Source organism: Pelagerythrobacter rhizovicinus (assembly GCF_004135625.1).
GTDB lineage: Bacteria > Pseudomonadota > Alphaproteobacteria > Sphingomonadales > Sphingomonadaceae > Pelagerythrobacter > Pelagerythrobacter rhizovicinus.
The window spans coordinates 1,134,467-1,146,987 of the sequence record NZ_SDPV01000001.1; the positions used below are offsets into that span (position 1 = coordinate 1,134,467).

The 12,521-nt window shown below is 66.3% G+C and carries 12 protein-coding genes; 9 read left to right on the top strand and 3 right to left on the bottom strand.

Features of this window, described 5'->3' with window-relative positions; all coding sequences use genetic code 11:
- The first annotated feature begins 114 nt into the window (after positions 1-114).
- The 6 genes from acs (at position 115) to ETX26_RS05575 (ending at position 7,210) form a co-directional block, all read left to right on the top strand.
- On the top strand, positions 115-2,064 hold the full coding sequence (gene acs, locus ETX26_RS05550; protein ID WP_129523650.1) for an acetate--CoA ligase: 1,950 nt from the start codon (positions 115-117) through the stop codon (positions 2,062-2,064).
- Positions 2,065-2,217: 153 nt separating this feature from the next.
- Positions 2,218-2,787 (top strand): aminoacyl-tRNA hydrolase, encoded by a 570-nt coding sequence (pth, locus tag ETX26_RS05555; protein ID WP_129523651.1) that lies wholly within the window; start codon positions 2,218-2,220, stop codon positions 2,785-2,787.
- Between the two features lie 96 nt (positions 2,788-2,883).
- The gene (locus ETX26_RS05560) at positions 2,884-3,879 is read left to right on the top strand and encodes an SDR family oxidoreductase (RefSeq protein WP_129523652.1); all 996 of its coding nucleotides are present in this window, start codon (positions 2,884-2,886) and stop codon (positions 3,877-3,879) included.
- Between the two features lie 56 nt (positions 3,880-3,935).
- On the top strand, positions 3,936-5,036 hold the full coding sequence (gene ychF, locus ETX26_RS05565; protein WP_129523653.1) for a redox-regulated ATPase YchF: 1,101 nt from the start codon (positions 3,936-3,938) through the stop codon (positions 5,034-5,036).
- 17 nt (positions 5,037-5,053) lie between these two features.
- Positions 5,054-6,340 (top strand): alkaline phosphatase family protein, encoded by a 1,287-nt coding sequence (locus ETX26_RS05570; protein WP_129523654.1) that lies wholly within the window; start codon positions 5,054-5,056, stop codon positions 6,338-6,340.
- Between the two features lie 66 nt (positions 6,341-6,406).
- Positions 6,407-7,210, top strand: coding sequence for a DUF1206 domain-containing protein (locus tag ETX26_RS05575; protein ID WP_129523655.1), 804 nt, complete (start codon positions 6,407-6,409; stop codon positions 7,208-7,210).
- On the opposite strand, the gene ETX26_RS05580 is transcribed toward ETX26_RS05575, so the two are convergent.
- Positions 7,207-7,593 carry a MerR family transcriptional regulator gene (locus tag ETX26_RS05580; RefSeq protein WP_129523656.1) on the bottom strand — a complete coding sequence of 129 codons (387 nt, stop codon included), beginning with the start codon at positions 7,591-7,593 and terminating at the stop codon, positions 7,207-7,209. The two genes, ETX26_RS05575 and ETX26_RS05580, sit on opposite strands and share 4 nt — an antisense overlap.
- Positions 7,594-7,634: 41 nt before the next feature.
- Here ETX26_RS05580 and ETX26_RS05585 point away from each other — a divergent pair, with 41 nt between their 5' ends.
- Genes ETX26_RS05585 through ETX26_RS05595 form a run of 3 tightly spaced genes read left to right on the top strand, consistent with a single transcriptional unit; the run spans position 7,635 to position 10,171 of the window.
- Entirely contained in the window at positions 7,635-8,375 is a 741-nt protein-coding gene (locus tag ETX26_RS05585; protein ID WP_129523657.1) for a MauE/DoxX family redox-associated membrane protein, read from the top strand.
- 13 nt (positions 8,376-8,388) lie between these two features.
- Positions 8,389-9,705 (top strand): hypothetical protein, encoded by a 1,317-nt coding sequence (locus tag ETX26_RS05590; protein ID WP_225425510.1) that lies wholly within the window; start codon positions 8,389-8,391, stop codon positions 9,703-9,705.
- Position 9,706: 1 nt separating this feature from the next.
- Positions 9,707-10,171 carry a MaoC family dehydratase gene (locus ETX26_RS05595; RefSeq protein ID WP_129523658.1) on the top strand — a complete coding sequence of 155 codons (465 nt, stop codon included), beginning with the start codon at positions 9,707-9,709 and terminating at the stop codon, positions 10,169-10,171.
- Between the two features lie 4 nt (positions 10,172-10,175).
- Here the strand turns inward: ETX26_RS05595 and ETX26_RS05600 are convergent, their stop codons facing one another.
- Together ETX26_RS05600 and mutL are read right to left on the bottom strand one after the other, a co-directional pair.
- Positions 10,176-10,694 (bottom strand): hypothetical protein, encoded by a 519-nt coding sequence (locus ETX26_RS05600; protein ID WP_129523659.1) that lies wholly within the window; start codon positions 10,692-10,694, stop codon positions 10,176-10,178.
- 1 nt (position 10,695) lies between these two features.
- Positions 10,696-12,504 carry a DNA mismatch repair endonuclease MutL gene (gene mutL, locus ETX26_RS05605; protein ID WP_129523660.1) on the bottom strand — a complete coding sequence of 603 codons (1,809 nt, stop codon included), beginning with the start codon at positions 12,502-12,504 and terminating at the stop codon, positions 10,696-10,698.
- Between the last annotated feature and the right edge of the window lie 17 nt (positions 12,505-12,521).

The window sequence follows — 12,521 nt, forward strand, 5'->3', positions numbered from 1 at the left end:
AAGCGCCGGTCCAGCGATGGGCCGGCGCTTTGTCTTTGCGCGCTCGCTTGTCTATCTACCCCGCCGCGATACCATGATGCCGACCAGCATTGCGGACCCCCGGGAGATACCGACTTGAGCGACACCGTTACCACCGCCGACACCGTACCCGTCCCAGCTTCCGCAAAGGAACGGACCGGTTGCACGCTCGAACAGTACGACGCGATGTACCGCCGCAGCATCGAGGCGTCCGACGCGTTCTGGACCGAGCAGGCACGGCGGCTCGACTGGTTCCGCGCGCCGACCACGATCGCCGAGTGGAGCTTCGATCCGGTTTCGATCAAATGGTTCGCGGACGGCACGCTCAACATCTGCCACAATGCGGTGGACCGCCATGTGAACGCGGGCCGCGGCGACACGGTTGCGCTGATCTTCGAACCCGATGATCCCGACGGCGCCGTGCGGCGTCTGACCTACGCCGACCTCCAGCGCGAGACGATCCGCATGGCGAACACGCTCCGAAAAATGGGCGTGGCGAAGGGCGACCGCGTGACGATCTACATGCCGATGATCCCCGAAGGCGCGATCGCCATGCTCGCCTGCGCGCGCATCGGAGCCGTGCATTCGGTGATCTTCGGCGGCTTCTCCCCCGACGCGATCGCCGGCCGGATCGAGGACTGCGCGAGCGACTGGGTCGTCACCGCCGACGAGGGCCTGCGCGGATCGAAGACGATCCCGCTCAAGGCCAACGTCGATGCGGCGCTCGAGAAAGCCCCGGCCAAGGCCGTGCTGGTGATCCGCCACACCGGCGCCGACGTGTCGATGAAGGACGGGCGCGACCACTGGTATCACGAGCTATCGGAGGGCGTTTCCGAGGAATGCCCATGTGAGGCAATGAGCGCGGAGGACCCGCTGTTCATCCTTTACACGTCCGGTTCGACCGGCAAGCCCAAGGGGCTGCTGCATACCACGGGCGGCTATGCGGTGTGGACCGAAACGACCTTCCGCTATGTCTTCGACTACCGTCCCGGCGAGATCTACTGGTGCACCGCGGACATCGGCTGGGTGACCGGCCACAGCTACATCGTCTACGGCCCGCTCCAGGCGGGTGCGACCGCGCTGATGTTCGAAGGCGTGCCCAACTGGCCCGATCACGACCGCTTCTGGGCCGTATGCGCAAAGCACAAGGTCAACATCTTCTACACCGCCCCCACCGCGATCCGCGCGCTGATGCGCGAGGGCGCCGGGCACGTGACCAAGCACGACCTGTCGAGCCTGCGGCTGCTCGGCACCGTGGGCGAGCCGATCAACCCCGAAGCCTGGCGCTGGTATCACGACACGGTCGGCAAGGGCGAGGTCCCGGTCGTCGACACATGGTGGCAGACCGAGACCGGCGGGATCATGATTACCACGCTTCCCGGCGCGCACCCGATGAAGCCGGGCAGCGCCGGCAGGCCGTTCTTCGGGGTCTGTCCCGAGATCGTCGACGCCGACGGCGAGCCGATCGAAGGCGCCGGTTCGGGCAACTTGTGCATCACGCGGAGCTGGCCCGGCCAGGCGCGCACCGTCTACGGCGATCACGAGCGCTTCGTGCAGACCTACTTCAGCACTTATGCCGGCAAGTACTTCACCGGCGACGGCTGCCGCCGCGACGAGGACGGGTACTACTGGATCACGGGCCGGGTGGACGACGTGATCAACGTCTCCGGCCACCGCATGGGCACGGCCGAAGTCGAAAGCGCGCTGGTGCTCCACCCAAAGGTGGCGGAGGCGGCCGTGGTCGGCTTCCCGCACGACATCAAGGGTCAGGGCATCTACTGCTATGTCACGCTCATTGCAGGCGAGGAGCCGTCCGACGATCTCGCCGAGGAGCTGCGCCAGCAGGTGCGCAAGGAGATCGGCCCGATCGCGACGCCCGACCACCTGCATTTCACGCCCGCCCTCCCCAAGACCCGTTCGGGCAAGATCATGCGCCGCATCCTGCGCAAGATCGCGGAGAACGACTACAGCTCGCTCGGCGACACCTCGACGCTGGCCGATCCCTCGCTGGTCGACGGGCTGATCGAGGGGCGGTTGAATAGGTAGCGGTTTGCGAACTCCGATTCGCCCGATCCCCGGCGAAGGCTGGGGTCTCGTGCCGCTGGTGCACCGCTGATGGCCTGAGGCCCCAGCCTTCGCTGGGATCGGGAGGGACTCTCAAGGGGTTGCCGTGCCTTTGAGGAACGCTAGGGAGCGCGGATGCAGATTTGGGCAGGCCTCGGTAACCCCGGACCGCAGTACGCGCTCCACCGCCACAACGTGGGCTTCATGGCCTGCGACGTGATCGCGGAGATGCACGACTTCGGCCCGGTGCAGAAGAAGTTCTCCGGCTGGGTGCAGGAAGGCCGCATCGGCGGCGACAAAGTCCTGCTCCTCAAACCCGCGACCTACATGAACGAAAGCGGCCGCAGCGTGGGAGAGGCGCTGCGCTTCTACAAGCTCGGCACCGAGGCGCTGACGGTATTTCACGACGAGCTCGACCTCGCGCCGTTCAAGGTCAAGGTCCGCACCGGCGGCGGCCTCGCCGGGCACAACGGCCTCAGGAGCATCGACAAGCATCTCGGCCCCGACTTCCGCCGCGTCCGCATCGGAATCGGCCATCCGGGGCACAAGGACCGCGTGACCGGCCACGTCCTCGGCAACTACGCCAAGGCGGAGCTGGAAGACCTGACCGACATGCTCGCTGCGATGGGCGCGGAAGCGGAGTGGCTCGCGAAGGGCGACGACGCCCGCTTCATGAGCGATGTCGCGCTGCGACTGCAGAAATAAGCGCGCGCTCTTCTCCTGCGATCGGAGCGGGTGCTCTGCCTTCGCAGAGCCCAAGGCTTCGGGTAATAGGGAGCAAAAGGAAGAGGAGAGCCCCGCATGCCTTCGATCGACCGCCGCACTCTGCTCGCAGGCGCAGCCGCCACCACCGCCCTTGCCGCCAGCGCATCGCGCGCGCAGCCGGATGCCGTCGCAGCCACGCCCGATCTTTCGGGCAAGGCGATCCTGATCACCGGCTGCTCCTCCGGCTTCGGCAGGCTCGGGGCGGAGCACTACGCCAGGCTCGGGGCGAAGGTGTTCGCAACCATGCGCAACATTCCGCGCCCAGAAGCCGAGGAACTGCGGCAGCTCGCCGCCGACGACAAGCTCGACCTGCACGTGATCGAGATCGACGTGCTTTCTGACGAGCAGGTCGCGCAGGGGGTGGCCGAGGCGGAGCGAATCAACGGCGGCCCTCTCGACGTGCTGGTCAACAATGCGGGCATCGGGATTTCCGGCCCGGTCGAGGTCCAGGACATGGAGGCGACTCGGCTGGCCTTCGACACCAACGTCTTCGGCTATCATCGTCTCGCCCGCGCGGTGCTTCCCGGCATGCGCGCGCAAAAAAGCGGCCAGATCTTCGCCGTCTCCTCCCAGCTCGGCCGGGTCATCGTGCCATACGGCGGGCACTATTCCGCCAACAAATTCGCCGTCGAGGCGATGTTCGAGCAGCTCGCCTACGAGCTCGTGCCGCACAACATCGACGTGACCATCATCGAGCCGGGCGGCTACCCGACCGAGGTGTGGGTCAACCGCAACATCTACACCGGCGCGCTGAAGGAACGGGCGGAGGAGATCCACAAGGCCGGCTATCCCGAGGTCGTCGCCCGCATGGGCACCGAGGACGGGTCGGGCCGCACGGCGGACGCCATGGACGTGCCGCGGGCGATCGCCGAGATCATCGCCCTCCCCGCCGGCACGCGCCCTCTGCGCCGCGCGGTGAGCGGGAGCGCAATCCCGCAGACGCAGATCAACGAGGTCGCGGCGCAAACCCAGGTCGCCTGGCTCGGCCGCTCGGAAGCGCTGGGCCCTCTGGTGCGGGCGGTGCACGACTAGCATTGTGCCCGGTCTGCCGCTAAGGGCCGCGGCCTGCTTTCTATCCGGAGTATTCGATGGGTTTCCGTTGCGGAATCGTCGGGCTGCCCAATGTCGGCAAGTCCACCCTGTTCAACGCGCTGACCGAGACGCAGGCCGCGCAGGCGGCGAACTACCCGTTCTGCACGATCGAGCCGAATGTCGGCCAGGTCGCCGTGCCCGACGACCGGCTCGAGAAGATCGCCGCAATCGCCGGTTCGGCCAAGATCGTTCCGACCCAGCTGGCCTTCGTCGACATCGCGGGTCTCGTGAAAGGCGCCAGCAAGGGCGAAGGCCTGGGGAACCAGTTCCTCGGCAATATCCGCGAGGTCGATGCGATCGTCCACGTCCTGCGCTGCTTCGAGGACGACGACATCCAGCACGTCGCCAACAAGGTCGATCCGATCGCCGATGCCGAAGTGGTCGAGACCGAACTGATGCTCGCCGATCTCGAAAGCCTGGAGAAGCGCGTACCTGCGGCGGCCAAGAAGGCGACCGGCGGCGACAAGGAAGCGAAGGCGATGGCGAGCGTGCTCGGCCAGGCACTCGAGCTGCTGCGCGACGGCAAGCCTGCCCGCCTCACCGAGCCCAAGGACGACGAGGAGGCGCGCCTCTTCGAACAGGCGCAGCTCCTCACCGCCAAGCCGGTGCTCTACGTCTGCAACGTGGCGGAAGAAGACGCGGCCGACGGCAATGCGCTGTCGGCGCAGGTGTTCGAGAAAGCCAAGGCCGAAGGCGCCGAAGCGGTCGTCGTTTCCGCGGCGATCGAAAGCGAGCTCGTGGCGATGCCGGCCGAGGAGCGCGCCGAGTACCTTGCCGAGCTGGGCCTGACCGAAAGCGGCCTCAGCCGGGTGATCCGCGCCGGTTACAAGTTGCTCGGCCTGCAGACCTTCTTCACGGCCGGCCCGAAGGAGGCGCGCGCCTGGACCTTCCCCGCCGGTGCCAAGGCGCCGCAGGCCGCCGGCGAGATCCACTCCGATTTCGAGCGCGGCTTTATTCGTGCTGAAACAATTGCCTTCGATGACTACGTCGCGCTCGGCGGCGAGACGGGCGCGCGCGAAGCCGGAAAGCTGCGGCAGGAAGGCAAGGAATACCTCGTCCAGGACGGCGACGTCGTGCTGTTCAAGTTCAACGTCTGAACACGCGGAGTGACGAGATGCGCAGGCTTGCGAGTGCCCTTACCCTGACGGCGGCGGCACTGCTCGCCGCTTGCGCGCCGGTTTCCCAAAGCACTGCTCCTGCGAACGCCAGCGCCGTACAGGCCGAGCAGCGCGCGCCTGTCACTATCCTGGTGTCGATAGACGGCTTTCGGCCCGACTATCTCGACCGCGGATTGACGCCGACACTCTCGGCGCTCGCTGCCGAAGGCGTGCGCGCGCCGATGCAGGCATCCTTTCCGACCAAGACCTTCCCCAACCACTGGACGCTGGTGACCGGTATGGTGCCCGACCATCACGGCATCGTCGCGAACCGGATCGAAGACCCCGCACGTCCGGGCGAAGTGTTCACCATGGCGACGCTCGACCCGTGGTGGTGGAATGAAGCGAAACCGGTGTGGGTAGCCGCGGAGGAAGCGGGCATTCGCAGCGCGGCAATGTTCTGGCCCGGTTCGTCGGTCGCCTGGGGCGGCACGATGCCAAAAGGGAGCTGGGGGCCAGTCACTGACGGAACACTGCCCCAGGACTGGCAGCAGTTTAGCATGCAGGTCACCAACGTGCAGCGCGTCAACACCGTTCTCGACTGGCTGCGCCGTCCCGCCGAAATCCGCCCCGAGTTCGTCACCCTCTACTTCGACACGGTGGACACCGCCGGTCACGGCGGCGGGCCCGACAGCGAGGAACTGAACGAGGCGCTGCGCGGCATCGACGGTGATATCGCGAGGCTGGTCGGCGGCCTGCGCGATCTCGGTCAACCGGCCAATCTCGTCATCGTCTCCGACCATGGTATGGCGGCGACGAGTTCGGAGCGCGTGATCGCGCTCGACGAACTGCTCGACGCCTCGCTCTACCGGTTGGTCGAGGGCGGCGCCTATGCCACGTTCGAGCCGACAGAAGGCAACACCGCCGCGCTCGAGAAAGCGCTCCTGCGCGAGCACGAGCATATGGAGTGTTGGCGCAAGGGTGATATCCCGGAACGCTTCGCTTACGGCACCCACGACCGCATTCCGCCCTACTTCTGTTTGCCGGAGGTCGGCTGGACGGTCGCTCCCACGCAGCCCGAACAGGCGTGGACCGGCGGCAGCCACGGCTACGACCCGGCCGCGCCCGAGATGGCCGCGCTGTTCGTCGCCCATGGCCCTTCCTTCCGCAACGGCGCGGTCCTGCCGTCCTTTCGCAACACAGCGATAACGCCGTTGATTCGCGAGTTGATCGGGCTGCCGCAGGTAACGGGCGCGGACGGCTCGCTTGAGCCGGTGCGCGGGGCGCTGTCGCCGGAGCGATAAAGGCTCCGACGCCGGGCACCAATTCTCTCCCCGTCCGTTTCGCCAGGAATTTCAAAGGGGAGAGCGATGGTAGACAAGTCCGAGAAGTTCCGCTGGCTCGTGCGCCTTGGCTTCGCGGCGCGAGGCGTGGTCTATCTTCTGCTCGGCTATATCGCGCTTGCCACCGCAGGTGAGGCCCAGAACGGCCAGTCGGCGGTGTTCGATTATATCCAGGAAGTTCCCTTCGGCACGCCGCTGCTGTGGATCATGGCCCTCGGCCTGCTCGGTTACGCAGCGTTCAAGTTCCTTTCCGCCTTCGCGGATATCCAGCATCGCGGCAACGACACGATGGGCGGCGTAAAGCGCATCGGCGACGCCGCCAGCGGCGTGGCGCACAGCTTTCTCGCTTATGCCTGTTATCAGTTCGCCAGCGGCGCTCAGCAGAGTTCGGGAGGCGGCTCGAGCGGCGAGGAGATGGCCGGCTCGGTACTATCGATGGAACTCGGTTCGGTCGTCATCGGCGCCGTCGGCCTGGGCTTTCTGGTGGCCGGCGTCATGCAGGGCAAGAAAGCCTGGACTTGCGAGTTCATGCACAGGATCAGCGGCCGCGCGCCTTCCGGAGTGCGGACCATCGGCCGCATCGGACACGCTGCGCGCGCGATCGTGTTCGCGATCATCGGGTGGTCGATGGTTCAGGGCGCGTGGTTCGCGCAGGAAAGCCAGATCAAGGGGCTCGGCGAAGCGATACTCTCGCTGCGGGACACGGGCGCGCTCTACACGCTGGTCGCCGTGGGTCTGATGCTGTTCGGGGCGTTCAGTCTCGTGCTAGCGCGATACCGGATCATCCCGGATCTCGGCCCGCGCGGACTGCGCCCAAGCTTTCGCACTTAGGCGAACGCCGCCAGAATCGGACAGGGCCCTTCCCCGCCTTTCGCGCAGTCCGCTGCAAGTTTCGAGAGCGAGGCGCGCGCGGCGGTGAGCTGCGCGATCTGTTCGTCGAGCGCCGCGATCCGCCTGCGCGCCATGTCGCGGGCCCGCGGACGGTCGTCGGTCCGGTCGAGATCGATCAGCTCGGCTATCTCCGCCAGCGTGAACCCCGCCGTCTGCGCCTGCTTGACGTAGCGCAGGCGGCGCAGGTCGTCGGGGCCGTAGTGCCGCCCGCCGGGCGCATCGCCCCGCGGAACCTGCAGCAGCCCCTTGCGCTGGTAGTAGCGCACGGTCTCGACGCCGACTCCGCCAGCCTTTGCGAGATCCGAGATGCGCATCGCTTTCATGCTTGACTCCGTACCGTAGTACGGAGGTTATGGGTGCTTTCATGACTGGAAACAAGACCGCCCGCCTCCATCGCATGGTGATGGACAAGCACATCTGCCCCTACGGCGTGAAAGCGAAGTGGCTGCTCGAACGCCACGGCTATACGGTGGAGGACAACTGGCTGACGACTCGCGAAGAGACCGACGCGTTCAAGCGCGAGCACGACGTTGCGACCACCCCGCAGACCTTCATCGACGGCCAGCGCATCGGCGGTTACACCGAGCTGCGCGCCTTCCTCGGCAAGCCGCTGCCGGAGAAGGGTGCAACCAGCTATACGCCGGTGATCGCCGTATTCGTCATCGCGGCCGCGCTGGGGATGGCCGTCAGCCATTTCATGTTCGGCTCGCCCTTCACCGTTCGCGCGGCCGAATGGTTCGTCGCTTTCACCATGGCGATCCTCGCAATGCTCAAGCTGCAGGACATCGAGCAGTTCTCGACCATGTTCCTCGGCTACGACCTGCTGGCCAAGCGCTTCGTGCCTTACGCCTATGCCTACCCCTTCCTGGAGGCCGGCGCCGGCGTGCTGATGGCGGCGCACGCGCTCAACTGGCTCTCCATTCCCGTTGCGCTGTTCATCGGCACGATCGGCGCGGCCAGCGTGTTCTACGCCGTCTACGTGCAGAAGCGCGAGATCAAGTGCGCCTGCGTCGGCGGATCGAGCAACGTGCCGCTCGGCTTCGTCTCGTTGACCGAGAACTTCTTCATGATCGGCATGGCGGTCTGGATGCTCTTTACCCTTTGAAGGATCTCATGAAATGCGTTTCCAACTGCTCGCCGGCGCTGCGGCGCTGTGCTTATTCGCCCCGGTTCCGGCCATCGCGCAGGATCACGGCCATCATTCGCCCTCCGAAGAGGAGACAGGCCCCGCGCAGGAGACCGATCACGCTGCGATGGGCCACGCGATGGCCGAGCCCGACGCCGATCATCCAGGCATGGACCATCATGGCGGCGAGGGCTCGGGCACCTCGCGCCTTCCGGCCAACGAGATCATGCGTCACGGCGCCATGGTCGATCTCGGAAGCGACGCGACGTTGATGCTCCATGGCTTCGTCTGGCCGGTTTACACCGATCAGACAGGCCCGCGCGGTGACGACAAGTTCTACGTTCAATCGATGGCCATGGCCACCGTCGAGAAGCCGTTCGAAGGCGGCAAGCTGACGCTGCGCACGATGATGAGCCTCGAGCCCGCGATGCGGCACGACGGGTATCCCAATCTCTTCGCGACGGGCGAAGTGGCCTATGGAGAACCGCTGGTCGACCGCCAGCATCCCCACGACCTGTTCATGGAACTCGCCGGCAAGGTCGATTTCGACATAGGCGAAGACACGACGGCATTCCTCTACGGCGGACCGGTGGGCGAACCGGCGCTCGGTCCGAGCGCCTTCATGCACCGCGCAAGCGCGCGCTATAACCCCGAAGCCCCGATCACCCACCACTGGTTCGATTCGACGCACATCACTTACGGCGTGATCACCGCCGGTCTGGGCGGACCGCAATGGCAGATCGAGGCGAGCGCCTTCCGCGGCCGCGAACCCGACGAATACCGCTGGAACATCGAGAGTCCGAAGCTCGATTCATGGAGCGTCCGCGCCAGCTTCGCGCCCTCCCCGACCTGGCTTCTCCAGGCGAGTTACGGACAGATCGACGAACCGGAAGAACTGCACGGGGGCGAGGACGAACATCGCACGACCGCCTCCGTCCACTACAATGACGGCCGCGGCTTGTCGGCCATGGCTGCCTTCTCCGCCAAGAACCGCCAGCCTGGCGACACGCTGACCGCCTGGCTCGGCGAAGTGAACTGGGACATCACCGGCCGCCATACGCTGTTCGGACGGGTCGAGAACGTGAAGAACGACGAGCTCTTTCCCGATCATTCGGATCCGTTGCATGGCACGCCGTTCCGCGTGACGAAGTTCCAGGCCGGCTATGCCTATCGCCTGCCTCTAGGACCGGTGAATGTCGCGCTCGGTGGCAGCATTTCGGCTTTCGCAAAGCCCGATGCGCTTGACCCCTATTACGGAAACAGTCCCATGGGCTACACGGTCTTCGCCCGATTCAGCCTGGGGGATTAGAATGCTGTACTACGAGGATATCGAAGTCGGCGCGAAGCAGAGCTTCGGACGCTATGAGGTGACGCGCGAGGAAGTGACCGACTTCGCCTCCAAGTACGATCCTCAACCCTTTCATCTCGACGACGAGGCTGCAGCGAAGACGCATTTCGGGCGTCTCTCCGCCAGCGGATGGCATACCTGCGCGATGACCATGGCGATGCTGGTCGAGAACATGAAATCGCAGACGCAGGCGGGGCTCGGCTCGCCCGGAGTCGATCAGCTCAAGTGGCTGCGCCCTGTCTATCCGGGCGACACACTGCGGTGCGAAACCGAAGTCATCGAAAAGCGTCGCAGCAAGTCGCGGCGCGACATGGGGTTGTTCAAGTCGCGCGTGCGCGTTTTCAATCAGGACGGCACGCCGGTACTGGAGATGACGTCGAACGGCCTTATCACCGTTCGCGAGCCGGAGGCGCCGATCGAGGACTAGCGGCTCACGCCCCGCATTCTGCGGTCCCCGTCTCTGCATAGACGGTCTGGTCGCGCGCGTTGCGCAACTCGATGCGGGCAGGGAAGTCGACAGTCTCCGTGCCGCTCTGCCTGCCCTCCTCGCTCGCGATATCGAGGACCATCACATATTCCTTGCCGTCGTACTTGCCGCGCGCGCCAAGCGGCAACGCAGGGCTGCCCGCATCGGGAGCAAGGCGGTGCAGATCGCCATCGATCTTGATGTAAGCGGCGCGTTCGCTGGCCAGCGCCAAGACGCCTTCACCGTCCGGCGCGCGTGCCGGTTCGCCGGCAGACATAAAGCTGCATCCTGCGCCCGACAGGTTATATCGCTCGATGTCTTCGAACAGGATGATCTCGGGCGTCACCGGCGCTGGCGGCACGATCTGTGCAGCCTCGACCGACGCGATGGCGTGCTCTTCGGCCGCCTCCCGTTGTGCCGGGGTAAGCTCGGGTTCGCCGCAGGCGGCGAGCAGGAGGGGGAAAAGCGCGGCGACCCGTTTCATCTCAGTGTCTCCCGAACAGTTTTTCGACGTCTTCCATCCTTAGCTTGACCCATGTCGGCCGCCCGTGATTGCACTGTCCCGAGCGGGGCGTGCGCTCCATCTCGCGCAGGAGCGCGTTCATCTCGGTGACCGAGAGCGTGCGTCCCGCGCGGACCGAGCCGTGGCAGGCCATAGTTGCGAGCACGAGATCGAGCTTTTCGCCGAGCAGCAGTGCCTCACCGTGGTTCGCGAGATCGTCGGCGATGTCCTGCAGCAGCCGGCGCGGGTCCGACTTGCCGAGCGCATGCGGAACGCTGCGCACGAGCATCGCGCCGGGGCCGAAGCGCTCGATCGCGAGGCCAAGCGTGGCGAGTTTCTCAACCGCGTCCTCAAGACGGTCGCAAGCCGGTTCGTCGAGTTCGACAACTTCGGGAATGAGCAGCGCCTGCGCCCGGGCTACCGAATCCCCCGCCCCGGCCGCACGCAGGCGCTCGAGCACGAGCCGCTCGTGAGCGGCATGCTGATCGACAATCACCAGCCCGTCGGCCGCTTCGGCAACGATATAGGTGTTCGCGACCTGCCCGCGCGCGATGCCGAGCGGGTACTCGGCAGCGTCCTCCGACAGCGGCGTTGCCTCTTCAGCGCGACCCTGCGGCGCGGCCACGACTTCGCGTTCGTAGCCGCGCCAGGTCTCCGAGGCCTCGCGCACGCTGCTCTGCGGGTCCGCCCAGTCACGGCCGGAGAAAATCGACTGGAGCGCCGCGGCCGGCGCCGGCGCCGCTCGTTCCGGTTCGGTCTGCCAGCGGGCCATCGCGCCCGCGTCGGGCGTCTGCGCGCTGCGCTTGTCGCCGGTGGCGAGCGCCTGGCGCAGACCCGAAACGATGAACCCGCGTACGAAGGCGGCATCGCGGAAACGAACCTCGGTCTTGGCCGGATGGACATTCACGTCGACCTCCTCGGGCGGAAGGTCCAGGAACAGTGCGAGGACCGCATGCCGGTCGCGCGCGAGCATATCAGCATAGGCACCGCGCACGGCGCCGGTCAGCAGCCGATCCTTCACGGGACGGCCGTTGACGAATAGATACTGGTGATCGGCGACACCGCGGTTGTAGGTCGGCAGGCCGGCGAGCCCGGTGAGCCGCATCGGTCCGCGGTCGAGATCGATCGCAACGCCGTTGTCCGCCAGCTCGCGCGCCACGATTTCCGCTACCCGCTGGTCGAGCGGCTGCCCGGCCTGGAGCGAGAGAATGCGCCGGTCGCCGTGCTCGAACGTGAAGGCGATGTCGGGCCGTGCCATCGCCAGGCGGCGGACGACTTCATGGCAGGCGCCATATTCGCTGCGCGCGGTGCGCAGGAACTTACGGCGTGCGGGCACCTTGCCGAACAGGTTCTCGACCCGCACCCGCGTGCCCGGCGGAAGCGCCGCAGGCCCATCCTCGCGCAGCTCGCCATGGTCGATCACACGCCGCCATCCGTTCTCCCCGCCGTGAGGCCGGCTTTCCAGCGTCAGCCGTGCGACGCTGGCGATCGAGGGCAGCGCCTCGCCCCTGAAGCCAAGCGTCGCGACCTGTTCGATCGCCTCGTCGGGAAGCTTGGAGGTGGCGTGGCGCTCGAGGGCCAGCGCCATCTCGTCCGGGGTCATACCGCAGCCGTCGTCGGATACCTCGATCCTTGCAAGCCCCCCCTCCGCGATCCTGATCGCGATCCGCGAGGCGCCGGAGTCGATCGCGTTCTCGATCAGCTCCTTAAGCGCCGCCGCCGGCCGCTCGACCACCTCGCCGGCAGCGATGCGATTGACCAGATTCTCGGGCAGGCGGCGTATCTGCGGCATCGATCCCCCAGTCTAGC

Bases quoted from the DNA above. Each gene is read 5' to 3' on its own strand.
- ETX26_RS05590 (WP_225425510.1), top strand. From the start codon at position 8,389: ATGCGTTTCCAACTGCTCGCCGGCGCTGCGGCGCTGTGCTTATTCGCC.
- ETX26_RS05595 (WP_129523658.1), top strand. From the start codon at position 9,707: ATGCTGTACTACGAGGATATCGAAGTCGGCGCGAAGCAGAGCTTCGGA.
- ETX26_RS05585 (WP_129523657.1), top strand. From the start codon at position 7,635: ATGACTGGAAACAAGACCGCCCGCCTCCATCGCATGGTGATGGACAAG.
- ETX26_RS05580 (WP_129523656.1), bottom strand. From the start codon at position 7,593: ATGAAAGCGATGCGCATCTCGGATCTCGCAAAGGCTGGCGGAGTCGGC.
- ETX26_RS05600 (WP_129523659.1), bottom strand. From the start codon at position 10,694: ATGAAACGGGTCGCCGCGCTTTTCCCCCTCCTGCTCGCCGCCTGCGGC.
- mutL (WP_129523660.1), bottom strand. From the start codon at position 12,504: ATGCCGCAGATACGCCGCCTGCCCGAGAATCTGGTCAATCGCATCGCT.
- ETX26_RS05575 (WP_129523655.1), top strand. From the start codon at position 6,407: ATGGTAGACAAGTCCGAGAAGTTCCGCTGGCTCGTGCGCCTTGGCTTC.
- ychF (WP_129523653.1), top strand. From the start codon at position 3,936: ATGGGTTTCCGTTGCGGAATCGTCGGGCTGCCCAATGTCGGCAAGTCC.
- pth (WP_129523651.1), top strand. From the start codon at position 2,218: ATGCAGATTTGGGCAGGCCTCGGTAACCCCGGACCGCAGTACGCGCTC.
- ETX26_RS05570 (WP_129523654.1), top strand. From the start codon at position 5,054: ATGCGCAGGCTTGCGAGTGCCCTTACCCTGACGGCGGCGGCACTGCTC.
- ETX26_RS05560 (WP_129523652.1), top strand. From the start codon at position 2,884: ATGCCTTCGATCGACCGCCGCACTCTGCTCGCAGGCGCAGCCGCCACC.